At 73.9% G+C, this 22,294-nt stretch carries 20 protein-coding genes; 12 read left to right on the top strand and 8 right to left on the bottom strand.

What is annotated here, in order from left to right; genetic code table 11:
- Positions 1-960 (bottom strand): ATP-binding protein (locus WN71_RS41500; protein ID WP_143074846.1); only part of this gene is annotated, 960 nt, incomplete at its 3' end.
- A 387-nt stretch (positions 961-1,347) separates the two neighbouring features.
- On the opposite strand from WN71_RS41500, the gene WN71_RS18465 reads away from it, so the two are divergent.
- From WN71_RS18465 to WN71_RS18445, 5 genes are all read left to right on the top strand, one after another.
- Positions 1,348-2,133: a cyclase family protein gene (locus WN71_RS18465; protein WP_046582772.1), complete on the top strand. Its 786-nt coding sequence runs from the start codon at positions 1,348-1,350 to the stop codon at positions 2,131-2,133.
- Complete coding sequence (locus WN71_RS18460; protein ID WP_046582773.1) at positions 2,130-3,773, top strand: thiamine pyrophosphate-binding protein; 1,644 nt, start codon at positions 2,130-2,132, stop codon at positions 3,771-3,773. The genes WN71_RS18465 and WN71_RS18460 overlap by 4 nt, the downstream gene beginning before the upstream one ends.
- A gap of 156 nt (positions 3,774-3,929) precedes the next feature.
- Complete coding sequence (locus WN71_RS18455) at positions 3,930-6,143, top strand: TerD family protein (RefSeq protein ID WP_206300101.1); 2,214 nt, start codon at positions 3,930-3,932, stop codon at positions 6,141-6,143.
- A 265-nt stretch (positions 6,144-6,408) separates the two neighbouring features.
- Entirely contained in the window at positions 6,409-7,338 is a 930-nt protein-coding gene (locus tag WN71_RS18450) for a permease (RefSeq protein ID WP_046582876.1), read from the top strand.
- On the top strand, positions 7,335-8,225 hold the full coding sequence (locus tag WN71_RS18445; RefSeq protein WP_046582777.1) for a TIGR03943 family putative permease subunit: 891 nt from the start codon (positions 7,335-7,337) through the stop codon (positions 8,223-8,225). Before WN71_RS18450 ends, WN71_RS18445 begins: the two co-directional genes overlap by 4 nt.
- Positions 8,226-8,250: 25 nt before the next feature.
- Here WN71_RS18445 and WN71_RS18440 read toward each other — a convergent pair whose 3' ends face one another.
- Entirely contained in the window at positions 8,251-9,039 is a 789-nt protein-coding gene (locus WN71_RS18440; protein ID WP_046582779.1) for an alpha/beta fold hydrolase, read from the bottom strand.
- A gap of 180 nt (positions 9,040-9,219) precedes the next feature.
- Here WN71_RS18440 and WN71_RS18435 point away from each other — a divergent pair, with 180 nt between their 5' ends.
- Entirely contained in the window at positions 9,220-10,101 is an 882-nt protein-coding gene (locus WN71_RS18435) for an LLM class F420-dependent oxidoreductase (RefSeq protein ID WP_046582780.1), read from the top strand.
- A 145-nt stretch (positions 10,102-10,246) separates the two neighbouring features.
- Here WN71_RS18435 and WN71_RS18430 read toward each other — a convergent pair whose 3' ends face one another.
- Entirely contained in the window at positions 10,247-10,810 is a 564-nt protein-coding gene (locus WN71_RS18430; RefSeq protein ID WP_046582781.1) for an NAD(P)H-dependent oxidoreductase, read from the bottom strand.
- Between the two features lie 146 nt (positions 10,811-10,956).
- Between WN71_RS18430 and WN71_RS18425 the strand changes: the two genes are divergently transcribed.
- The 4 genes from WN71_RS18425 to WN71_RS18410 all read left to right on the top strand — a co-directional run bounded on the left by WN71_RS18425 (position 10,957) and on the right by WN71_RS18410 (position 15,656).
- Entirely contained in the window at positions 10,957-11,703 is a 747-nt protein-coding gene (locus tag WN71_RS18425) for a TetR/AcrR family transcriptional regulator (protein WP_206300099.1), read from the top strand.
- Positions 11,704-11,923: 220 nt separating this feature from the next.
- A complete protein-coding gene (locus WN71_RS18420) occupies positions 11,924-12,970 on the top strand; it encodes a LacI family DNA-binding transcriptional regulator (protein WP_107469682.1) in 1,047 nt (348 codons plus the stop codon).
- Between the two features lie 23 nt (positions 12,971-12,993).
- Positions 12,994-14,169, top strand: a complete 1,176-nt coding sequence (locus tag WN71_RS18415) for a 4-hydroxybenzoate 3-monooxygenase (protein WP_046582784.1) — start codon at positions 12,994-12,996, stop codon at positions 14,167-14,169.
- Positions 14,170-14,210: 41 nt separating this feature from the next.
- On the top strand, positions 14,211-15,656 hold the full coding sequence (locus WN71_RS18410) for an aldehyde dehydrogenase family protein (RefSeq protein ID WP_046582880.1): 1,446 nt from the start codon (positions 14,211-14,213) through the stop codon (positions 15,654-15,656).
- Between the two features lie 100 nt (positions 15,657-15,756).
- On the opposite strand, the gene trxA is transcribed toward WN71_RS18410, so the two are convergent.
- Entirely contained in the window at positions 15,757-16,155 is a 399-nt protein-coding gene (trxA, locus tag WN71_RS18405) for a thioredoxin (RefSeq protein ID WP_046582785.1), read from the bottom strand.
- A 140-nt stretch (positions 16,156-16,295) separates the two neighbouring features.
- On the opposite strand from trxA, the gene WN71_RS18400 reads away from it, so the two are divergent.
- Positions 16,296-17,729: a dihydrolipoyl dehydrogenase family protein gene (locus WN71_RS18400; RefSeq protein ID WP_046582787.1), complete on the top strand. Its 1,434-nt coding sequence runs from the start codon at positions 16,296-16,298 to the stop codon at positions 17,727-17,729.
- 81 nt (positions 17,730-17,810) lie between these two features.
- On the opposite strand, the gene WN71_RS18395 is transcribed toward WN71_RS18400, so the two are convergent.
- The gene (locus WN71_RS18395) at positions 17,811-18,218 is read right to left on the bottom strand and encodes an NUDIX hydrolase (RefSeq protein ID WP_046582789.1); all 408 of its coding nucleotides are present in this window, start codon (positions 18,216-18,218) and stop codon (positions 17,811-17,813) included.
- Between the two features lie 170 nt (positions 18,219-18,388).
- Between WN71_RS18395 and WN71_RS18390 the strand changes: the two genes are divergently transcribed.
- Positions 18,389-19,159 carry a DsbA family protein gene (locus WN71_RS18390; RefSeq protein ID WP_046582791.1) on the top strand — a complete coding sequence of 257 codons (771 nt, stop codon included), beginning with the start codon at positions 18,389-18,391 and terminating at the stop codon, positions 19,157-19,159.
- Between the two features lie 82 nt (positions 19,160-19,241).
- Here the strand turns inward: WN71_RS18390 and WN71_RS18385 are convergent, their stop codons facing one another.
- The 3 genes from WN71_RS18385 to WN71_RS18375 all read right to left on the bottom strand — a co-directional run bounded on the left by WN71_RS18385 (position 19,242) and on the right by WN71_RS18375 (position 22,272).
- The gene (locus WN71_RS18385; RefSeq protein ID WP_046582793.1) at positions 19,242-19,886 is read right to left on the bottom strand and encodes a peptide deformylase; all 645 of its coding nucleotides are present in this window, start codon (positions 19,884-19,886) and stop codon (positions 19,242-19,244) included.
- Positions 19,887-19,966: 80 nt separating this feature from the next.
- Complete coding sequence (locus tag WN71_RS18380) at positions 19,967-21,526, bottom strand: sensor histidine kinase (protein ID WP_046582794.1); 1,560 nt, start codon at positions 21,524-21,526, stop codon at positions 19,967-19,969.
- Complete coding sequence (locus tag WN71_RS18375) at positions 21,523-22,272, bottom strand: response regulator transcription factor (protein WP_107469681.1); 750 nt, start codon at positions 22,270-22,272, stop codon at positions 21,523-21,525. The genes WN71_RS18380 and WN71_RS18375 overlap by 4 nt, the downstream gene beginning before the upstream one ends.
- Positions 22,273-22,294 lie beyond the last annotated feature (22 nt).

Here is a 22,294-nt window from a genome sequence, read left to right as displayed (position 1 = left end):
ATGCGGGAAGGGTCCTTCGGCCGAGTGGGGGATGGGCCGGGCGACGCCGGGGCGCGCCGCGCGTTCGGTGGGGGTGGGGTCGGCGGGGGCGGGGTCCTCGGGCGTGGGTGCGGCGGTGGGCGGGGTGTGCGCCTTCAGTTCGGCCCAGACCACGCGGCCCGGCCGGCCCGGGACGCGGCTGACGCCCCAGTCGCCGCTGAGCGCCCCGACCAGGAGGAGCCCGCGGCCGCCCTGGTCGTCGGGGCCGGGCTCACGCGGGACGGGCAGACCGGCGCCGAGGTCCTGGTCCTCCACCTCGACCCGTACGGCGCCGGCCCCGCCGTGCACCCGGCACACGATGCGCGAACTCCCGGAGTGGGTCAGCGCGTTGGTGACAAGCTCGGAGGTCACGAGGGCGACGTCGTCGAGTACGTCGTCGTCCACGCCCCATTCGGTCAGCAGCGCGCGGACGCGGTGGCGGGCGAGGGACACCGCCGCGGGGGTGGCCACGAGGTGGAACACCTCGACGCGGTGCGCGGGCCGGGCCTCGGAACCGAGCGACACCTCATGGCCGGGCGCCACCTCGTGACCGGGCGGGGCCTCGTGACCGAGCGCCGCCTCATGGCCTGGCGGGGCCTCGCGACCGAGCTGCACCCCGCGACCGAGCGGCGCCTCGCAGTCGAGCGGGACCCCGGAACCGAGCGGATCTCCGGGCGCGGGCGGCTCGTCCGGATCGTGGTGCGGCTTCCCGGCCTCGTGCGGATTCCCGGCCTCGTGCGGTCTTCCGGCCTCGTGCGGGTCCCCGGAGGCGAGGCGGTCGGGGCCGGGCGGCCCAGGGAGTCGACCGAGGCGCTCGCCTCCGGGTGGTTCGGCGGGGTGGTGCCGTTCCGCGGTGGGCCAGGGTCGCTCGTTCGGCCGACCGGACAGCTCGCCGTCCTCGGGCCCGCGGTTCAGCGGCCGGGGGAGAGAGGGCGGAGCCATCGCCGTACGCCTTTCGTATGCCTGCGCACCGAGGGGTGCAGGTGCGGCCCCGTCTCCCCCGACCGGGCCGCCTGGTCACGCCCGTTCCTGAGTCCGGACGATGAATCCACTGTGGCACCTGCCAACAACAGCTCGCAACAGGCAAGTTGAAATTTTCAGACGGTCAAGTGCATGCTGCGTCCATCGAGTTGCTACGCGCCGACCACATCGATTCATCGACGTTCGGCGCGGCGCGTGCGGCCGGCGGCCCGCCGAGCCCCCGCCCTCCGAGCCCCCGCACGCGGGCGGGCGAGCGTGCCCGAAGCCCCCGACACGGCCTCCCGTCCCCTCCCCGCGGAGCGGCCCGGCTGGAATGCTGAGGGTTCCGGCCACGCCCAGGAGGCAGTCATGCCCGAGCCGTCCCTCCTCACCGCCCTGGTGTCCGCCCTGCGCGACGGATCGATCGAGGTCGTCGACCTCACCTCGCCCCTGTCCTCGGCGACCCCCGTGATCCAGCTGCCGCCCGAGTTCGGCCAGACCGCCGTGTTCGAACTGGAGGAGATCAGCCGGTACGACGACCGCGGCCCCGCCTGGTACTGGAACAACTTCCGCAGCGGCGAGCACACCGGCACCCACTTCGACGCGCCCAACCACTGGGTCACCGGCCGGGACCTCGACGACGTGGCGTCCGTACCGGCGGGCAGGCTGGTCGCGCCGGCCGCCGTCCTGGACGTCACCGCCGAGACGGCCAAGGACCCCGACTTCCTCGTCGAGGTCGACCACGTGCGCGCCTTCGAGGCCGAGCACGGCCCGCTGCCGGACGGCGGCTGGCTGCTGGTGCGCACCGGCTGGAGCGCGCACGCCGGCTCCCAGGAGAGCTTTCTCAACGCCGACGAGCGCGGCCCGCACACGCCGGGCCTGTCGCCGGAGTGCGCCCGCTGGGTCGCGCACGAGTCGCCGGTGATCGGCCTCGGCGTGGAGACGGTGGGCACCGACGCGGGCGTCGCGTTCGGGTTCGACCCGGCGTTCCCGTGCCACTCGTACCTGATGGGCAGCGGCAAGTACGGCCTCACCCAGCTGCGGAACCTGGCGGAACTGCCCCCGACCGGGGCGGTCGTCGTCACGGGCCCGCTGCCGATCGTCGCCGGATCGGGGGCACCCGCGCGCGTGCTCGCGCTGGTGGAGTGCCGGTGAAGGCCGGGGAGGCGGTGGGCCGGGCCCTGGCGGCGTCCGGTGTCCGGCAGGCCTTCGGCGTGGTCGGCTCCGGCAACTTCCATCCGACGGGCGGGCTCGTCGCGGGCGGCGCCCGGTTCGTGGCCGCCCGCCACGAGGGCGGCGCGGCGACGATGGCCGACGCCTACGCGCGCGTCAGCGGCACCCCTGCCGTGCTCACCGTCCACCAGGGCCCCGGCCTCACCAACGCGCTGACGGGCGTCACCGAGGCGGCGAAGTCCCGTACACCCATGATCGTGTTGGCCGCCGAGGCGACCGCGCCGAACTCCAACTTCCATGTCGACCAGGACGCGTTGGCCCGCGCCGTCGGCGCGCTCCCGCTGCGGGTGACGTCGGCGGCCGACGCGGTCGTGATGGCCTGCGAGGCCGTACGACGGGCCGTGCACGAGCGGCGTACGGTCCTGCTCAACCTGCCGCTGGACGTCCAGCAGGTGGAGGTCCCCGAGGGCGCGCTCACCGGGGTCGCGCCACCGCCTGCGCGCCCCGCCGTCGAGCCCGCCGAGGACGAGGTCGCGGCGCTCGCCGAACGTCTCGCTCGGGCCCGCCGCCCGGTGTTCGTGGCGGGCCGCGGCGCCCGCACGCCCGGCTGCCGCGAGGCGCTGACCGCGCTCGCCGACCGCTGCGGCGCGCTCCTGGCCACCTCGGCCGTGGCCCGCGGCCTGTTCCACGGCGACCCGTGGTCCCTGGACGTCTCCGGCGGCTTCGCCTCCCCGCTCGCCGCCGAACTGATCCGCGGCGCCGACCTGGTGGTCGGCTGGGGCTGCGCCCTGAACATGTGGACGACCCGGCACGGGAGCCTCATCGGCCCGGACACCGCCGTGGCGCAGATCGACGACGACCCGGCGGCCCTGGGCGCGCACCGCCCGCTGGACCTGGCCGTCACCGGCGACACCGTGGTGACCGCGCGGCGGGTGCTCGACACGCTCACCGGCCCACCCCGCGAGGGCTGTCGCACCCCCGAGGTCGCGGCCGCCCTCGCCGCCCGGCTGCGCTGGCGCGACGTGCCCTACGACGACACCGGCACCCGGGACCGGATCGATCCGCGCACCCTGTCCGTCGCCCTCGACGAACTGCTGCCCGCGGAGCGGGTGATCGGCGTGGACTCGGGCAACTTCATGGGCTACCCGACGATGTACTTGTCGGTGCCGGACGAGAACGGCCTGTGCTTCACGCAGGCGTTCCAGTCGATCGGCCTGGGCCTCGCCACCGCGATCGGCGCCGCCCTGGCCCGCCCGGACCGCCTCCCGGTCGCCGCCCTGGGTGACGGCGGCGCGCTGATGGGCGCCGCCGAACTCGACACCGTACGCCGCCTGTCCCTGCCGATGGTCGTCATCGTCTACAACGACGACGCGTACGGCGCCGAGGTCCACCACTTCGGCCCCGACGGCCACCCCCTGGACACCGTCCGCTTCCCCGCGACCGACATCGCCGCCCTCGCCCACGGCTACGGCTTCGACACGGCGACCGTCCGCACCCCGGCCGATCTGAAGCCGCTCTCCGACTGGCTGGCCGGGCCGCGCACCGCCCCGCTGCTGATCGACGCGAAGGTGGTCGCGGACCGCGGGGCCTGGTGGCTGGAGGAGGCTTTCCGGGGCCACTGAGCCCAGCCCGTCACCTTCACCTTTCCTCCACGGATCCGATACGTGGGCACTACAGTCCTACCCGTCCCGTTTGCCACGCCCCGGTGCGGTACGGGCAGTTGGGCCGAGCACGACGAGGTGCTCACGCATGTGATCTTGGGGGGCTTTGTGCACGACATGGTCAAGGGGTCGAACGTCGCCCTGGCGGCCCTGAGCGAGGACGCCGGTTCCGTGATCGTCGGTCTGAGCTGGACGAGTCCGACCGGCGAGGGCGACGCGGACGTCTCCGTGCTCCTGCTGGACGCGAACGGAAAGGTCCGCAGCGACGCCGACTTCTGCTTCTACAACAACCCGGTGGCCGCCGACGGCAGCGTGCAGCTGCTGGGCAAGACGCCCACGCGGGACGGCAGCGAGGACCGGATCGGCTTCGACCTGACGGCGGTCGCGCCCGACGTCGACCGGCTGGTCGTCGCCGCGAGCCGCTACGCGGCAGCCCGCTTCGGGGACCTGGAGGATCTCCAGGTCACGCTCGCCGACAGCTCCGGCGAACGGCTGCTCCGTTACGCCATCGACGACGCGGGCGAGGTCGCCGCCATCATCTTCGGCGAGCTGTACCGCAGAGGCGGCGAGTGGAAGTTCCGCGCCGTCGGCCAGGGGTACGCGAGCGGCCTCGCCGGTCTCGCGACGGACTTCGGCGTCGACATCGACGACGACGCGGGCGAGGCCGTTGATGCCGGCGAGGCCGCCGACGCCGCCGACACCACCGAGGCCGCCGATGCGGCCGACGCCACGGGGCACGTGGGGGACGCGGGGAACGCGGGGCAAGCGGGGGTTGTGGCGAACACGCGCGGCGCCGGGGACGACGGCCGCCCCGCCGGGGACGCGGTCGCCGGTGCCGTACGGCGGGAGACGGGAACAGCCGTGCCCGCCCCGGACCTCCCCGCCGTACCCGCCCCGGACCTGCCCGCCGCTCCCGCCCCGCGCGCCGCCCTGGACGCCGTACCCGCGCCGCGCCGGTCCGAGGGCGAGGCGGCGCGGCCGGTCCCCGCCGACCGGCCCCGTACCGCGAAGAAGAAGGTCACCCTCCCCGCCGGGCCCAAGAAGTCCCTTGCGGAGAACGACTCCTGGCGGGAGGCGCGGCTCTTCCCCGTCTCGGCGCTCAAGAGCGACCGGGACCGCGAGACGCGCGCCACGTCGGTGCTGCTGTCGGTGATGGCGCAGGTCCCCGAGTTCGGCCGGCGGCTCACCGCCGCGTTCGGGGCGCCGGCCGGGCGGATGGAGACGTTCACGGAGGTCTCCCTGCCGCACGGCGACGGCCCGCGACGCCCCGACGGCGTCATCCGGGTGGAGCGGGCCGGGAAGCTGTGGACGGCGCTCGTCGAGACGAAGACCAACGGCAACGCGCTGCGCGCCGAACAGGTCCAGGCGTACATGGACATCGCCGCGCGCCGCGGCTACGAGGCCGTGATCACGCTCTCCAACGACGTGGCGCTGGAGGGCACTCCGCTCGTGGAGGTCAAGGTCGACCGCCGCCGCAAGCACAAGGTGGCGCTGTGGCACCTCTCCTGGGCGGAGGTCGCGCACCAGGCCCAGATGCTGATCCGGCACGAGGGCGTCGGCAACGGCGCGCACGCCTGGCTGCTGGAGGAGCTGCTCCACTACCTCCAGCACGAGAACTCCGGATGCCACGGCTTCCAGAACATGGGCCCCGCCTGGGTCCCCGTGCGCAACGGCATCGACGACGAGACGCTGTGCCACGGCGACCCCCGCGCCCTGGAGGTCGTCGAGAGCTGGGAGCGGCTCGTCCGCCAGGTCTGCCTGCGGCTCGGCGGCGAACTCGGCCAGCGCGTCCTGCCCGTGCAGCGCGCCCGGCGCGGCACGGACCCGGGCATCCGCCGCGGCGCCCTCGCCGACCAGCTCTGCGCGGAGGGCAGGCTCCAGGCCGAACTGCGCATCGACGGCACCCCCGGCGTCCTCGCGATCGGCGCCGACCTGCGCACCGGCAGGGTGCGGACGTCCATCGAGATCCCGGCCCCCGCGCAGGGCTACCCGCTCTCCTGGGCCAAGCGGCTGGTCCGCAGACTCGCGGACGCGCCCGCGGACCTGCATGTCGAGACGCTGGTGGAGGGCGAGGGCAAGGGCCCCCGGGGCACGCTGGAGCGGCTCCGGCCGGAACCCGGTGACCTGCTCCCGAAGTCCGCCGACAGCTCGATCACCGGCTTCCGCCTGTCCCTCGTCAAGGGCATGGGCAGCGGCCGGGGCAACGCCGAGAGCGGCTTCATCCGCAGCGTCGACGACGCCGTGCACCGGTTCTACTCGACCGTCGTCGTCCACCTCGACGGGCCCGCCGCCCGTCGCACGCCGTCCGGTCAGCGCCCCGTGCCCGTGTGACGGCCCGCGGGCCGCCGGTGCCGCGTCCTGCACCGTCGGCCCGTCGGCCGGGCCCCTTCGCCGGGCCCGTTCCGGGCACCGCTATGTTGATCCGGAATCGTCGTACCGATGGAGCCGGTGTGCACACAACTGACGAACCGGCCGTGGCCGTTGGGGGCGCGGGCGGCCGGCCGAGGCGGCCGAGGCGGCCGAGGCGGCCGGGGGCAGCGCCTCGGGAGCCGGGACCGAGGCCGGGGCCGGGTGGCCGCGGCACTGGCCGGTGCTGCTGCTCGGGGCGGCCCTTCTGCCCGGGGTGCTGATCGTGGTGATCGGCCGGTGGTCGGACGCGCCCGCGATGCAGGCGTGGCGGACGGTCTGTCTCGCGATCACCGTGCAGGCCATGCCCTTCCTGCTGCTCGGCACCGCGCTCTCCGGAGCCATCAACGCCTTCGTCCCGGAACGGGTGTTCAGCCGCCTGCTGCCGCGCCGACCCGTGCTCGCCGTGCCCGTCGCGGGCGTCGCCGGGGTGGTGCTGCCCGGGTGCGAGTGCGCGTCGGTGCCGGTGGCCAACAGCCTCATCGGCCGCGGTGTCACGCCGGCCGCCGCGTTCGCGTTCCTGCTCTCCGCGCCCGCGATCAACCCCGTCGTGCTCACCGCCACCGCGATCGCCTTCCCCGGCCGTCCCGTCATGGTGCTGGCCCGGCTGCTCGCCTCGCTCGCCACGGCCGCGATCATGGGCTGGCTCTGGCTCTGGCTGGGCAAGGAGAAGTGGCTGCGGCCGGCCGTCCGGCACACCGGGCACCGGGAAGGGGCCGGCCGGTGGCGGGAGTTCCGGCAGGGCTTCCAGCACGACTTCCTGCACGCGGGCGGGTTCCTCGTCGTCGGGGCGATGGCCGCCGCGACCTTCAACGTGGCCGTGCCGCGGTCCGTGCTGGACACGTTCTCCGGTTCGCCCTGGCTCTCCGTGCTCTTCCTCGCCTCGCTCGCCGTGCTGCTCGCCGTGTGCTCGGAGGCCGACGCCTTCGTCGCCGCCTCCCTGGCCGGGTTCTCGCCGACGGCACGGCTCGCCTTCATGGTCGTGGGGCCGATGGTCGATCTGAAGCTCATCGCCCTTCAGGCCGGCACCTTCGGACGGGCCTTCGCCGCCCGCTTCTCCACGGCCACCCTGGTCGTGGCCGTCCTGTGCAGTGCCGCGATCGGAGGGGTGCTGCTGTGAAGCGGTTCGTCCAGGTGACCCTGCTCGTCCTCAGCGGTCTCGGGCTGCTGCACGTCTCCCTCTTCACCGACGACTACCTCCGGTACGTCAAGGAGGGGATGCGTCCGCTGCTGGTGGCGTCCGGGGCCGTGCTGCTGGCGCTCGGCGTCGCGGAGGCCTGGTCGCTGCGGTCCGGCGCGGGCGATGACGCGCACGGCGGTCACGGCAGCGGCGCGGGCGCTGACCCGCACGGCGGTCACGGCAGCGGCGCGGGCGCTGACGCGCACGGCGGTCACGGCAGCGGCGCGGGCGCCGGTCTCGGTACCGGCGCGAGCGGGGAAGGCGGCGAAGCGGATGCGGGTCGTGCGGTCGGCGAGGGGCACCACGGACACGACCACTCCCGCCTGCCGCGCGTCTCCTGGCTGCTGCTGCTCCCCGCGCTGAGTCTGATCTTCTACGCCCCGCCCGCCCTCGGCGCGTACACCGCCGCCCGCGAGGCACCCAAGGCGGTCGACGCGCAGGAGCACTTCGACCCGCTGCCGGCCACCTCGCCGCTCCCCATCACGCTGACCGACTTCACCCACCGGGTGCAGCAGGACAAGGGGCTCGCCATCCGGAGCCGTACCGTGCGGATGACCGGCTTCGTCACGCCCGGGGCCGGCAGCACCTGGGAGCTGACCCGGATCATCCTCAGCTGCTGCGCCGCCGACGCCCAGTCCGTGAAGGTCCGCATCTACGGCGTCCCCGCGCCGCGCGCGAACACCTGGGTCAGCGTCACCGGCACCTGGCACCCGGGCGGCACCCTGGGCACCGCCTCGGCGCCCGTCGCCATCGACGTCCGCACCCTGAAGAAGGTCCGCCGCCCGGTCAACGGCTACCAGGACGCGCTGCCGATCGGGACGTCGTGAGCCGCCCCGGCCGCGCGCGAGCGGGTCAGACCGCGGCGGCCGCCTCCAGGACCAGGTCCGCGATCGCGGCCGGCTGCTCCACCAGGAGCAGGTGACCGGCGTCGGGCACGGTCACCGTCGTGACCCGGGGGCAGTCCAGCAGGACCTTCTCCTCGTCCGGCTGGAGGCCGATCTCGTCGTGGTCGCCGAAGGCCACCCAGGCCCGGTTGCCCGCCTCGCACAGCCGCGGGGCGAGCGAGCCGTGCAGGTCCAGGTACTGGAAGTAGGCGTGGACGATGGTCCGGGCGACCGCCGGATCGTTGTTGCCCAGCACCGCGGCGAGCGTGTCCGCGCGCTCCGGCGGCAGGCTGGAGCGCGCCAGCCTCGGCGCCGCCTTCACCAGCGCCGACCAGGCCAGCGGCCCCACCCCCGAGATGCCGCCCAGCCGGTCCAGGAAGCCCATCATCGACGACTCGTCCTTGCGGGAGAACGACGGCGACAGCAGCACCAGCGGTCCGTCGAACAGCCCCGCGGCGCCCATCTCCAGGGCGACGTTCGCCCCGTAGCTGTGGCCCACGACGACGTCGCAGCCGGTCGCGCGGGCGTGGTCCGCCATCAGCTGCGCGTAGTTCTCCACCGTGACGTCCCAGGGCGGGTCCGTCCGCCCGAACCCGGGCAGGGTCACCGCGACCAGTCCGAGACCGGCCGCCGACAGCTTCGGCTCGGCCATCACGTCGGCGTAGAACTCGGTCGTGCACAGCCCGCCCGGCAGCAGCAGCGCCTTGCGCCCGGCGTCCGCCGGTCCGGCCTCCCGGATCTCCCAGTTCTCCGTCATGGTGGGATTCTGCGATCGGCCCCCCGCGGTCGTACGGCAGGCTCGCCGCCGGAGCATGATCCGAACGGCGAGGTGTCGCCCGGCCAAGGTTGACTTCGAGCGCACTCGACGAACTAGCGTCGGCGGTGACGAGACCGTGTCCGAGGTACGACGGGCGATCCGGCCGGAACGGAGATCCGCATGCGCGTGGGCGTGCACATCAACCGGTTCAACCACTCCGGGGGCGGCCCCGCGATCGGCGCCGAGCTGGCCGCGGCGGGTGCGGCCGCCGAGGCGGCGGGGGTCGCCTGGCTCTCGGTGATGGACCACTATTTCCAGATGGAGTTCAACGGCGGTGCCGAGGACGACATGCTGGAGGCGTACACCACCCTCGGCTTCCTCGCGGGCGTGACCTCGACCGTGCAACTCGGCGCGCTGGTAACAGGGGTGACGTACCGTCACCCGGGCCTTCTGGCCAAGATCGCCACGACCCTCGACGTGGTGTCCGGCGGACGCGGGACGCTGGGCATCGGCGCGGCCTGGTACGACCGCGAGCACCACGGCCTCGGCGTGCCCTATCCGCCGCTCGCCGAGCGGTTCGAGCGGCTGGAGGAGACCCTGCGGATCTGCCTCCAGATGTGGGATCCGGGCAACAACGGCCCCTTCGAGGGCGAGCACTACCGGCTCGCCGAGACGCTGTGCGTGCCCGCCCCGGTCAGCTCGCCGCACCCCGAGATCATGATCGGCGGCACGGGCGAGAAGAAGACCCTGCGGCTGGTCGCGCAGTACGCGGACGCCTGCAACCTGATCGTCGCCTCGCCGGACGAACTCCGGCACAAGCTGGGCGTGTTGCGCGGGCACTGCGATGCCGTCGGCCGTGACTACGACGCCATCCGCAAGACCACGGTGTACGTCGGCGAGGCCGCCACGGAGGAGAAGCTCGACGCCTTCCTCCACGACATGTCCGGCTACGCCGGGTTCGGCATCGACACCGTGATCCTCGGCCCGCGCGTGGGCGAACCCGCGGGCTGGATCGAGCGGTTCGCGGCTCCGGCGGTCGAGCGGCTGGCCGAACTGGACTGAACGGGTGCGGACTTGACGTCGTAGGCGAGCGGCTGCCGGTGTGGTTGACGACCGGATGCCTGGCCGAGGTCGCGCGGAAGGGGCCGGAGTCACCAGGACTCCGGCCCCTTCGGTTGCGCGCGGAATCGGATGCGCGCGGCAGCGGTCAGGCCGCCGCGGTCTCGCCCACGTGGCCGTGCAGGCGGGCGACGACCTCGGTCAGGTCGGCCGCGACCTCGGCGTCGTCGGACGGGTGGGTCTCGGCGAAGCGGACCACGGAGCCCGGGATCGACAGCTTGACGTCCTCGAGCACCTTGCCGCCGGCGATGCCCACGGCCTTGCGGGTCTCGTCCTGCGCCCACACGCCGCCGAACTGGCCGTACGCGGTGCCCAACACGGCGACGGGCTTGCCGCCGAAGGCGCCGGAGCCGTACGGGCGGGACAGCCAGTCGATGGCGTTCTTCAGCACGGCCGGGATGGTGCCGTTGTACTCGGGGGCGAACAGCAGGAACGCGTCGGCGGCCTGAGCGGCCTCCCGCAGCTTCTGGGCGGCGGCGGGCACGGCGCCCTCGACGTCGATGTCCTCGTTGTAGAACGGGATCTCCGCGAGGCCCTCGAACAGCTCGACCTCGGAGCCCTCGGGGGCGACGCGGACGGCGGCCTCGGCGAGCTGACGGTTGTGCGAACCGGCGCGAAGGCTGCCGACGAGCGCGAGGATGCGAACGGTCATGGGGTCACTCCAATGGGGGGTGGGCTGAAACGCCGTAAAGCGCCCAGCTCGCTTCGTAAGGCTGAAACATTGCTGCAACAAATCCGGACCGGGGTCCGGTTAGCTTTCTAGCAGGATAACCGGACCGCGGTCCAGTTTCATTCCCGATGCTTTACGCTGGGTTCATGTCCAGCGCGCCGCCGCCCTTCCCGCCGTCCTCGGAGCCCGTCGACGCGCCGCAGCAGCTCGACGCGCCCGAGCGCTTCGACGCGCCCGAGCGCTTCGACGCGCCCCAGCTGCTCGACGTGGGCTTCGCGGCGGCCGACGAGCCGTGCCTGCGGGCCGACGCCGCCCGCAACCGCGCCCGGCTGCTGGAGGCCGCCTCCCGGCTGATCGCGGAGCACGGGGTGGCCGGCGTCACCATGGAGGCGGTGGCCGCGGCGGCGAACGTGGGCAAGGGCACGGTCTTCCGTCGCTTCGGCGACCGCACCGGGCTGCTCATGGCGCTGCTCGACCACTCCTCCCGCACCCTCCAGGCGGACTTCCTCGGCGGTCCGCCGCCGCTCGGGCCGGGCGCGCCGCCGCTGGAGCGGCTGCGCGCGTTCGGGGTGGCGGTGCTCTACCGGTCGGCGGAACAGCTCGACCTCCAGCTCGCCGCCCTGCCCGAACCGACCCGCCGGTTCGCCCACCCGTCGCTGCGGTTCCTCCAGACGCATGTCTTCGTGCTGTTGCGGCAGATCGTGCCGGACGCCGACTGCGAGCTGCTCGCGCAGACCCTCCTCGCCCACCTGGACCCCGCCCTGGTCCATCACCTGACCCGGCAGCGGGGGATGCCGCTGGAGCGGCTGGAGCGCGGCTGGATCGACCTGGTCGCCCGCGTGACGCGCACGGAGCCGCCGCGACCGCCCTGCTGACACGTGCTACTCGCCGTGTCCGCGCGTGTGACGCGCGTAGCCACGGCGCCCCCGGCGCGCACCCCCGCCCGAACGGGCCCTTCCCGGCACCTGGCCTCCGCCCGGACCCGCCCCTTCCAGGGCCCCGGCGCCCGGCTCCACCCGGACCCATCCCTTCCGGTATGCCGTCTCCGTGACGCCCGTTGCCCCGCCGCGTTGCCCCGCGACCGGTTCTGCCAAGATGCGTCACGTCATGGTGCAGATACCGAACACGCCCGCCTCCTTACCGCCCGCGCAGCGCTCCGTGCCCACGAGCGCCGACGTGGCCCGTCTGGCCGGCGTCTCCCGCGCGACCGTCTCCTACGTCCTCAACAACACCCGTGCCGTACGGATCAGCGAGCCGACGCGCCGCCGGGTCCACCAGGCGGCCAAAGAGCTCGGGTACGTGCCGCACGCCGCGGCGCGCAGCCTGCGCGCCGGGCACAGCCGCATGGTGCTCATGCCCGCCCCCGCCGTCCCCCTCGGACCCCTGTACAGCCAGTTCCTCAGCGACCTGCAAGGCGCCCTCGGCCGCCTGGAGTACACCGTCGTGCTGTACGGCACCGGCGGGCTGCACGGCGACGCGGCCGCCCGCGCCTGGGCCGAGCTGCGGCCCGTCGCCGTGATCGTGCCCGGTCCGGGCATCGGACCCGAGGGCGTGGCGGTGCTCAAACGCTCCGGCGCCCGCGCCGTGGTGACCCTCGGACCCGAACCGGTCGACGGCGCGCACGCCCTGCTCATGGACCACGAGGCGGTCGGCCGCTGCGCCGCCGGGCACCTGTACGCCCGGGGGCGCCGCCGCATCGGCGTCGTGGTCCCCGAGGAGCCCGGCCTGCGCGCCTTCTCCCGGCCGCGCCTGGCCGGCGTACGGCACGCCCTGCGCGACACGGACGCGACCGTCACCGTGCTGCCGCTGGCCTACGACGAGGAGTGCGCGGCCCGGCTCGCCGCCCGCTGCCGCGAACTCGCGCTCGACGGGGTGTTCGCGTACAACGACGAGTACGCCATGCTGCTGATGCGGGCCCTTCAGGACGACGGGGCGCGCATCCCCGAGGACACGGCCGTCGTCGGCGCCGACGACCTGATGCTCGGCCGGCTGCTGCGGCCCCGGCTGAGCACGGTGCACCTGGAGCTGCCCTCCGGTCGCGACCTCGCGGAACTGGTCGACCGCGCGGTGCGCGAGCCCGGCGCCGCGCCCGAGACGCACACAGCGCTGGGGGCCACGGTGGTGCACCGCGACTCCAGCTGACCCGCCCGTCAGGGGAGGCCGGAATGCGCACCACGGTCGGTATCGTCGGCGGCGGCCCGGCGGGGCTGCTGCTCGCCCGGATGCTGCATCTGGCCGGCGTCGACTGCGTGGTCCTGGAGAGCAGGGACCGGGCGTACGTCGAGCACCGGCAGCGCGCCGGGATGCTGGAGCAGGGCACGGTCGACGCGCTGCGCGCCTGCGGGGCGGGCGCGCGGCTGGACGCCGAGGGCCTCGAGCACCACGGCATCGAGCTGCGCTTCGAGCGGGAGCGTCACCACATCGACTTCCCCGCGCTCGCCGGCCGTACCGTCACCATCTACGCGCAGACGGAGATCGTGAAGGACCTCGTCGCGCTCCAGCTGGCCGAGGGGCCGCCGCTGCTGTTCGAGGCCGAGGCGGTCGCCATCGAGGGGGCGGACGGCGGCGCGCCCGTGGTCCGCTTCCGCCACGAGGGCCGCGAGCGCACCCTGCGCTGCGACTGGGTGGCGGGCTGCGACGGCTTCCACGGCATCTCGCGCGCGGCCGTGCCCGCCGCGCTCGGCCGGGCGTACGAGCACGAGTTTCCGTACTCCTGGCTCGGCATCCTCGCCGACGTGGCACCGTCCTGCGAGGAGCTGATCTATGCGCGTGGGGAGAACGGCTTCGCGCTGCACAGCATGCGCTCGCCGTCCGTCTCCCGCCTCTACCTCCAGGTGCCCAACGGCACCGACGTCGCCGACTGGCCCGACGAGCGCATCTGGGACGAGCTCGCCGCGCGGTTCGCGACCGACGACGACTGGGTCCTCGAACGTGGACCGGTCACCGCCAAGTCCGTGACGCCGATGCGCAGTTACGTCCACGAGCCGATGCGGTACGGCCGCCTGCTGCTGGCCGGCGACGCCGCCCACATCGTGCCGCCGACCGGCGCCAAGGGCCTGAACCTCGCCGTCTCCGACATCCGGCTGCTCGCCCCGGCCCTGATCGAGGTGCACCGCACCGGTTCCACGGCGCTGCTGGACACCTACTCAGAGCGGTCTCAGGAACGCGTGTGGCAGGCAACCCGATTCTCATATGACATGACTAAGATGTTGCACGCTCAACCAAACGGGGATGCGTTCGATCGGCGGATGCAGCTCACACGCCTGCGCCGGATCGTCGCATCCCGGTCGGCGGCTGCTGAACTGGCCGTCCATTACACGGGACTCCCGCTCGCCGTGTGAGCGGCGGGCACCCACCGGTGATCCGATCGGAGCGCATGGACATGTCGTTGCTCGAGCCGAAGACCTGGCAGGCGGGCCGCCCCGGCCCGTTGTCGGGCCCTGAGTACACCGTCACCGAGCCCGCCACCGGCGAGGCGCTCGGCACCGTCACCCTCGCCGGCGGCGAGGACGTGGCCCTCGCGGCCCGGGCCGGCCGCGCCGCCCAGCACGCCTGGGCACGGGCCCCGCACTTCGCCCGCGCCGCCGTGCTGCGCAAGGCCGGCGACCTGTTCGCCGCCCACGCGGCGGAGCTGCGCGAATGGATCGTGCGCGAATCGGGCTCCATCCCCGGCAAGGCCGACTTCGAACTGCACGTCGCCGCCCAGGAGTGCTACGAGGCCGCCGCCCTCGCCTCCCGCCCGGCCGGCCAGGTGCTGCCCACCGAGGCGCCCCGCCTCTCCTACACCCGCCGGGTCCCGGTCGGCGTCGTGGGCGTGATCGCCCCGTTCAACGCCCCGCTGATCCTGTCCATCCGCTCCGTCGCGCCGGCCCTCGCGCTCGGCAACGCGGTGATCCTCAAGCCCGACCCGCGCACCGCCGTCTGCGGCGGACTCGCCCTCGCCGCGGTCTTCGCGGAGGCCGGCCTGCCCGAGGACCTGCTGCATGTGCTGCCCGGCGGGGCCGACGTCGGCCAGGCGCTGGTCGCCGACCCGCAGGTGCCCGTCATCTCCTTCACCGGCTCCACCGCCGCGGGCCGCGCCGTCGGCGAGGCGGCCGGCCGCCACCTCAAGCGCGCCCACCTCGAACTCGGCGGCAACTCCGCGCTGGTGGTGCTGGAGGACGCCGACATCGAGGCCGTGATCTCCACGGCCGCCTGGGGCTCCTTCTTCCACCAGGGCCAGATCTGCATGACCACCGGCCGCCACCTGGTGCACCGCTCGCTCTACGACGAGTACGTCGACCGGCTCGCCGCCCGCGCCGACTCCCTCGCCGTCGGCGACCCGCACCGCGCGCAGGTCCACCTCGGCCCGATCATCGACGCGGCCCAGCTCGCCAAGGTGCACGCCCTGGTGGAGGGCAGCACCTCCGGCGGGGCCCGGCTCGCCGCCGGCGGCACCCACGAGGACCTCTTCTACCGGCCGACCGTCCTCGCCGACGTCGGCGACACCACGCCCGCCTACGCGGAGGAGGTCTTCGGGCCGGTCGCGCCGGTACGCGTCTTCGACACCGCCGACGAGGCCGCCGCGCTCGCCGCGGACGGCGCCTACGGACTCTCGCTCGGCATCGTCACCCGCGACGCCGCCCGCGGACTCGACCTGGCCGAACGCATCCCCACCGGCATCGTGCACATCAACGACCAGACCGTGAACGACGAGGCCGTGGCCCCCTTCGGCGGGGTCGCCGCGTCCGGCACCGGCTCGCGCTTCGGCGGCGACGCGAACCTGGAGGCGTTCACCGACGTGCGCTGGACGACCGTACGCGGGGACGTGGCGCAGTACCCGTTCTGAGGCCCGCCCCCACACGCGGACGGCCGCGACTCCCGCCGTCAGGAGGAGGGAGTCGCGGCCCTCGGGGCCGTCGGGGTTGTTCCGCCCCCGGGGCGGGAGGTCACTCGCCCTGCGGCTGCCCGTCCGCCGCCTCGGCCTTCTGCCCGGCGACCGACTTGCGGACCTCGTCCATGTCCAGCTTCCGGGCCTGCCCGATGACGTCCGCCAGGGCGGCCTCCGGCAGCGCTCCGGGCTGGGCGAACACGGCCACCTGATCGCGGACGATCATCAGGGTGGGGATCGACTGGATCCCGAAGGCCGCGGCCAGCTCCGGCTGCGCCTCCGTGTCCACCTTGCCGAACACCAGGTCGGGATTGTCCTGCGCCGCCTTCTCGTAGACCGGCGCGAACATACGGCACGGCCCGCACCAGGCAGCCCAGAAGTCGATCAGGACGAACTCGTTGTCCGTGACCATCTGGTCGAAGTTCTCCTTGGTCAGCTCCACGGTGGTGCTGCTCATGGCTGATCCCTCATTCCTGGGTCGGTACGAAGCCGACGGCACAACACGGCCGAGGCGGCACATATTCCACGCGTGGTGCACGCCCGTGTCGCGCGCGTACCCGTGTGGCCTCGCCGCACACCACCCACCAGACTGACCCCATGACGGAAACGGAAACCATCGCGTACGACGTCGTGGTACTCGGTGCCGGGCCCGTGGGGGAGAACGTGGCCGACCGCACCCGCGCGGCCGGCCTCTCCACCGCGGTCGTGGAGAGCGAACTCGTCGGCGGCGAGTGCTCGTACTGGGCCTGCATCCCCAGCAAGGCCCTGCTGCGCCCGGCCATCGCCCGCGCGGACGCCCGCAGGGTGCCGGGGCTGCGCCACTCGGTCCAGGGCCCCCTCGACGCCGCCGCGGTGCTCGCCCACCGCAACTACGAGACCTCCGACTGGAAGGACGCCGGCGGGGTCGCCTGGCTGGAGTCCATCGGAGCCGACCTGTACCGCGGCCACGGCCGCCTCACCGGGCCGCGCACGGTCACGGTCACCGGGCCCGACGGCGAGCTGACCGTGCTCACCGCACGCCACGCCGTCGCGGTGGCCACGGGCACCACGGCCGCCCTGCCCGACCTGCCGGGCCTCGCCGACGTCAAACCGTGGATCAGCCGCGACGCCACCAGCGCCCAGTCGGTGCCGGGACGCCTGATCGTGGTCGGCGGCGGTGTGGTCGCCGCGGAGATGGCCACGGCGTGGCAGGCGCTCGGCTCGCAGGTCACCCTGCTGGTCCGCGGCAAGGGCCTGCTGCCCCGGATGGAGCCCTTCGCGGGCGAACTGATCGCCGAGGCGCTCACCGAGGCGGGCGCCGACGTCCGCACCGGCACCTCGCTCACCTCGGTCACCCGCGAGAACGGCACGGTCGTCGCGGTCACCGGCACCGGCGACCGCATCGAGGCCGACGAGATCCTCTTCGCCACCGGCCGCGTCCCGCACACCGACGACATCGGCCTGGAGACGGTCGGCCTGGAACCCGGCAGCTGGCTGTCCGTCGACGACAGCCTGCGGGTCCCCGGCACCGACTGGCTCTACGCCGTCGGCGACGTCAACCACCGCGCGCTCCTCACCCACCAGGGCAAGTACCAGGCGCGCATCGCGGGCGCCGCGATCGCCGCCCGCGCCGCCGGCGTCCCGATCCTGGAGAGCGACCCGTGGGGCGCGCACGCGGCGACGGCCGACCATGTCGCCGTCCCGCAGGTCGTCTTCACCGACCCGGAGGCGACCGCGGTCGGCCTGTCCCTGGCGGAGGCCGAGCAGAGCGGCCGCCGGATCAAGGCCGTCGACGTGGACCTGGGCTCCGTCGCGGGCGCCGAACTGTACGGCGACGGCAACCGCGGCCGCGCCCGCATGATCGTCGACCTCGACCGCGAGGTCGTCGTCGGCGTGACCCTCGTCGGCCCCGGCGTCGGCGAACTCATCCACTCCGCGACCGTCGCGATCGCGGGCGAGGTCCCGATCAGCAGGCTGTGGCACGCGGTCCCGTCGTTCCCGACGATCAGCGAGATCTGGCTGCGCCTGCTGGAGGCGTACCGCGACAACTGACCGCAGGGCGGTGGCCGGTGCCGGAACCGGCCACCGCCGCCGGAGTGCCCGAACATCCGCCGTCGCATCGCGCTCCGCTGATCAGGAAATCCGTCCCGCGTCGTGGAGCGCGTCGAAGACCAGCTCGTCGACGGCCGAGACCCGGTCCCGGTCGGCATACCGGAACCACGCCTTCTCGGCGATCTCCCGGGACGGCGTCAGCACACCGCGGTGATCGGCGGTGTAGCAGATCATCCGGAACGGCCCGTGATCGGGATGGCCCGCCCCGATCTCGAACGTGCCGAAGTGCACCATGGAGTTCGGGTCGATCGCCGCCCGCAGCTCCTCGTCGATCTCCCGCACCAGGGTCTCGTCGTCGGACTCGCCCGGTTCACGATGACCGCCGGGGAAGTAGAAGCGATCCCGGCCATGACTCCGCGTCACCAGCACCCGCCCGTCCCGAATAAGGACCCACGCGATCTTCTCCGGCACCGTGTCGCGATTCGCCATGGCACCGGACCGTACCGGAGGGTCCCGCTCGTGGCTGCGTCATCGGGCGGCCGGGCCAGGGACCCGCGTGCCCTCTCGTCCGCAGGCCGGAGGGAGGAACCCGCCCACCCCGGTCGGAGCATGGATGACCTAGTCTCCCCTTCCACGACACTCAGGGGGGCCTGACACAGATGAAGCACAGAGGCAGACGGCTGGCGATGGCCGTGTCGGCCTGCGTACTTGGCGCGGCCATGGCGAGCTGTGGGTCGCGGTACCACCCGACCGCCGGCGTCGGCACGGGACAACAGGCACAGGACAAGCCGGCGTACGTCAGTGCGGCCGATGTGCCCGAGACCGTGGCGGCGGACGGGACGACCGTCGTGGTCGGAGATCCGCACGCGGGGATCGCCGTGCACCTCTATGAAGATCCGCGCTGCCCGTACTGCAAGGACTTCGAGACCTCGGGCGGCGGGCCGGTCCTGACCAAGTGGATCCTGCAGCGCAAGGTCAAGGTCGAGTACACGCTGGCGTCGTTCCTGGACGGACGGCTGGGCGGAGTGGGGTCGAAGAAGGCGGTCAACGCACTGCGCGCGGCCGTGGACCAGGGGAAGTTCGCCGAGTATCACGCGCTCCTCTACCGGAACCAGCCTTCCGAAGCGGTCGACGGGTTCACGGATGCGCGCCTGCTGCAGCTGGCGGGCAAGGTCGAGGGCCTGAGAAGTGCATCCTTCGACACCGCGGTGAAGTCCATGAAGTACCGGAACTTCGTCGATGCCTCGGAGAAGGTCTTCGACGCCGCCGGCGAAGCCAACGGGCACGAGGGACCAGGCACGCCCACCGCCGAGATCAACGGATACCGGATCCCCGTCGCGTACAACGGACTCCTCTACGACGCGGATCTCTTCGGCGCGTACCTCACACATGTCTTCCTGGGCGGCGACGCGAGAATCGGCCGCTCCTGACGGCGGGCCGAGCGGAGACGGCCGTCGGGGCACGCCGCACCCCATGTTCGCGCCCCCGAGGGGTGCGGCCCTGGACGCTGTCCTACGGCAGTTCGAAGCTGAGCGCCTGCGCCGCCCGCTCCGGGGTCGGCTGTGCCCAGCGCTCCGCGGCCGTCTGGTTCGACGACAGGGAGCGCAACTCCGCACGGTCGAGATAGATCAGGCCGTCCAGGTGGTCGGTCTCGTGCTGCACGATCCGTGCGGGCCAGCCGGAGAAGACCTCGTCCAGCGCCCGCCCGTGCTCGTCGAGCCCGGTCAGCCGCACCTCGGCGTGGCGCGCGACCACCGCCTGCCAGCCGGGCACGCTCAGACAGCCCTCGTAGAACGCGGCGCGGGCGCCGCCCACGGGCTCGTACGACGGATTGACCAGCACCCGGTACGGCTGCGGCACGCGCCCGCGTGCGATCCGCACCTCCTCGGGGACGGGGGCCGGGTCCTCGATCACCGCGATCCGCAGCTCCACGCCCACCTGCGGAGCGGCGAGCCCGACCCCGGGCGCCGCGTGCATGGTCGCCCGCAGCGCCGCGAGGAACCGGGTCAGCAGCGCGGGCTCCAACTGCCCGTCGTACGGCTCGGTACCGCGCCGCAGCACCGGGTCCCCGGCCGCGACGATGGGCAACGGGCCCTCGGTGTCGAGGAGTTGCTCGACCCGCTCGGCGAGGGGCGCACGATCGTCCTGAAGTGCCATGTGATCAGCATGACATGGGGGTGGGTACGGCTCGGGTGCGACACCGGGACCGGGCCGGGACCGGGTGAGGGCGCGGGGCGTCACGGGGTGGTGGCCGTCTCGGGCAGGAGCAACCGGAAGGTGCAGCCCTCGCCGGGGCGGTTGTCCAGTTCCAGGCGTCCGCCGTGCGCCGCCGCTATGGCCGCGGCGATGGCCAGGCCCAGCCCCGAGCCGGGCTCGCCCCCGGCCCCGGCCCCGGACCCGGGCGTCGGGTCGGTGGCGGTGTGCGCCGTGCGGCCCAGTGGGGTCGCGCGGTAGAAGCGGTCGAAGACGTGCGGGGCCTCGTCGGGGTCGATGCCGGGGCCGTCGTCGGCGACCTCGACGACGCACACGGGGGTGCCGGGCGGCAGCGGTGTGCCGCTGCCCAGGCCGCCCCCGGCGGGCGCGCGGGTGGCGCCCACCCGGACGCGCACCGCCGCGTCGCCCGGGGTGTGCACACACGCGTTGGTGAGCAGATTGGCCACCGCCTGGGCGAGTTGATGGGGGTCGCCCGGCGCCTCGACGATGTCGAGGTCGCGCTCGCGGTCGGCGGCCCGCGGAGCGAGCGGCTCCAGGGTGATGGCGCGCCGGGGATGGCGTATCGCGGTGGTGGCGATGGCGTCCGCGGCCAGCGACAGCAGATCGACCGGCTCCCGGTGCGCGGCGGGCGTCTCGCCGAGCTTGGCGAGCAGGAACAGGTCCTCGACGAGGCGGCCCATGCGCTCGGCGTTGTGGGCGATCAGCGCGTGTGCCTCGCGGCGCCGCCGGACGGGCATGTCGGGCTCGTCCAGCAGGAGTTCGGCGAAGCCCTGGATCGCGGTCAGCGGGGTGCGCAGTTCGTGTCCGGCGTCCGCCATGAAGCGGCGCAGCCGCGCCTCCGAGGTCTCGGTGCGGTGCAGGGCGGCCCGCAGCCGGTCGAGCATGCTGTTCAGCGCCAGGCCGAGCCGGCCGACCTCGGTGTCCGGCGTGGCTCCGGGCACGCTCAGCTCCAGGGCGCCCTCGGTGATGTGCTGGGCGGTGCGCTCGACGCGGGTGAGCGGACGCAGCCCCAGCCGGACGGCGCCGTTGCCGAGGACCACGACCCCGACCGCCACCGCGGCCCCCAGCCCGAGGCTGAGCCAGAGGAGTTTCGCGGTCGCGCCGTCGACGGTGTCCAGCGGCAGCGCGACGACGGCCAGCATGTGTCCGGGGCCGTGGTACGCCACCACCCGCCAGCCGGATCCGGTGGCCCCGCCCCTGGCCGGGACGGTGGCCGGCCGCCCGGTGGCCAGTCCCAGGTCGGCCTGGCGGCGCGGCAGCCGCGGCCCCGGTTCGGCGCCGCTGCCCAGCGAGGTGTGCAGCAGCCGTCCGTCGCCGTCGTAGAAGTAGACCCGGTAGTCCGAGGGCAGCGCGCTGTCCGAACTGGGCGGCCGCAGCAGGCTGTTGGCGCGCAGGTCGACGTAGGTGCGGCCCGGGGGCCGGAAGTGCGAGAGCCGGTCGTCGACCTGGTCGGTGAGCCACCCGCGCAGCACGGCCAGCCCCGCCAGCTGGCACAGCAGCACGGCGCTGGTGGCCAGCAGCCCCGAGATCAGGACGAGTCGGATGCGCAGTGAACGCGGCCGCAGCCGGCCAGGCCATCTCATCGCGGGGCGCTGTCGCGCTCGTCGCGCGGCAGCCGCAGGCAGTAGCCGACCCCGCGCACGGTGTGGATCAGGGCGGGGGATCCGCAATCCACCTTGCGGCGCAGGTTCTTGACGTAGGTGTCCACGATCCGGGTGTCGCCGGAGAAGTCGTAGCGCCACACCTGCTGGAGTATCTCCGCCTTCTCCAGCACCCGTTCGGGGTGGGCGAGCAGACAGGCCAGCAGCCGGAACTCGGTCGGGGACAGCTTCAACGGGCGGTCCCCGCGCCGTACGTGGTGGGTGTGCTCGTCGAGGGAGAGATCGGCGTAGCGCAGGGGCGGACGGGAATCGGCGGCGGAGCCGGCCGCGTTGCTGCGGCGCAGGATGGCGCGGATGCGCAGGAGCACCTCCTGCACGTGGAACGGCTTGGTGACGTAGTCGTCGCCGCCCGAACTCAGCCCGATGATGCGGTCGTCGACGCCGGTCCGCGCGGTCAGGAACAGCACCGGCGTGTAGACGCCCTGCGCGCGCAGCCGCCGGGTGAGGTCGAACCCGTCGGTGTCGGGCAGCATCACGTCCAGCACGATCAGATCGGGGCGCCGCGCGCCGATCTCGAACAGGGCCTCCTGGCCGCGCGCCGCGCACTCCACGGCGTACCCGGCCGCGCTGAGCGCGGCGGTCAGCAGGGCGCGGATGCTGGCGTCGTCCTCCACGACCAGGACCGTGGGGCCGGTGGCGGAGGGGCGCGGGAGGGTGGACTCGATCACGTTCTGGCACCTCGGGGTACGG

The organism is Streptomyces mangrovisoli, assembly GCF_000974985.2.
GTDB lineage: Bacteria > Actinomycetota > Actinomycetes > Streptomycetales > Streptomycetaceae > Streptomyces > Streptomyces mangrovisoli.
Note: the sequence above shows the minus strand (reverse complement) of the source record. Positions and strands in the feature narration are given on the sequence as shown.

Coding starts and splice junctions, on each gene's coding strand:
- WN71_RS18465 (WP_046582772.1), top strand. CDS start 1,348: ATGCCCGAGCCGTCCCTCCTCACCGCCCTGGTGTCCGCCCTGCGCGAC.
- WN71_RS18455 (WP_206300101.1), top strand. CDS start 3,930: ATGGTCAAGGGGTCGAACGTCGCCCTGGCGGCCCTGAGCGAGGACGCC.
- WN71_RS18440 (WP_046582779.1), bottom strand. CDS start 9,039: ATGACGGAGAACTGGGAGATCCGGGAGGCCGGACCGGCGGACGCCGGG.
- WN71_RS18435 (WP_046582780.1), top strand. CDS start 9,220: ATGCGCGTGGGCGTGCACATCAACCGGTTCAACCACTCCGGGGGCGGC.
- WN71_RS18430 (WP_046582781.1), bottom strand. CDS start 10,810: ATGACCGTTCGCATCCTCGCGCTCGTCGGCAGCCTTCGCGCCGGTTCG.
- WN71_RS18425 (WP_206300099.1), top strand. CDS start 10,957: ATGCTTTACGCTGGGTTCATGTCCAGCGCGCCGCCGCCCTTCCCGCCG.
- WN71_RS18420 (WP_107469682.1), top strand. CDS start 11,924: ATGCGTCACGTCATGGTGCAGATACCGAACACGCCCGCCTCCTTACCG.
- WN71_RS18415 (WP_046582784.1), top strand. CDS start 12,994: ATGCGCACCACGGTCGGTATCGTCGGCGGCGGCCCGGCGGGGCTGCTG.
- WN71_RS18410 (WP_046582880.1), top strand. CDS start 14,211: ATGTCGTTGCTCGAGCCGAAGACCTGGCAGGCGGGCCGCCCCGGCCCG.
- trxA (WP_046582785.1), bottom strand. CDS start 16,155: ATGAGCAGCACCACCGTGGAGCTGACCAAGGAGAACTTCGACCAGATG.
- WN71_RS18400 (WP_046582787.1), top strand. CDS start 16,296: ATGACGGAAACGGAAACCATCGCGTACGACGTCGTGGTACTCGGTGCC.
- WN71_RS18395 (WP_046582789.1), bottom strand. CDS start 18,218: ATGGCGAATCGCGACACGGTGCCGGAGAAGATCGCGTGGGTCCTTATT.
- WN71_RS18390 (WP_046582791.1), top strand. CDS start 18,389: ATGAAGCACAGAGGCAGACGGCTGGCGATGGCCGTGTCGGCCTGCGTA.
- WN71_RS18385 (WP_046582793.1), bottom strand. CDS start 19,886: ATGGCACTTCAGGACGATCGTGCGCCCCTCGCCGAGCGGGTCGAGCAA.
- WN71_RS18380 (WP_046582794.1), bottom strand. CDS start 21,526: ATGAGATGGCCTGGCCGGCTGCGGCCGCGTTCACTGCGCATCCGACTC.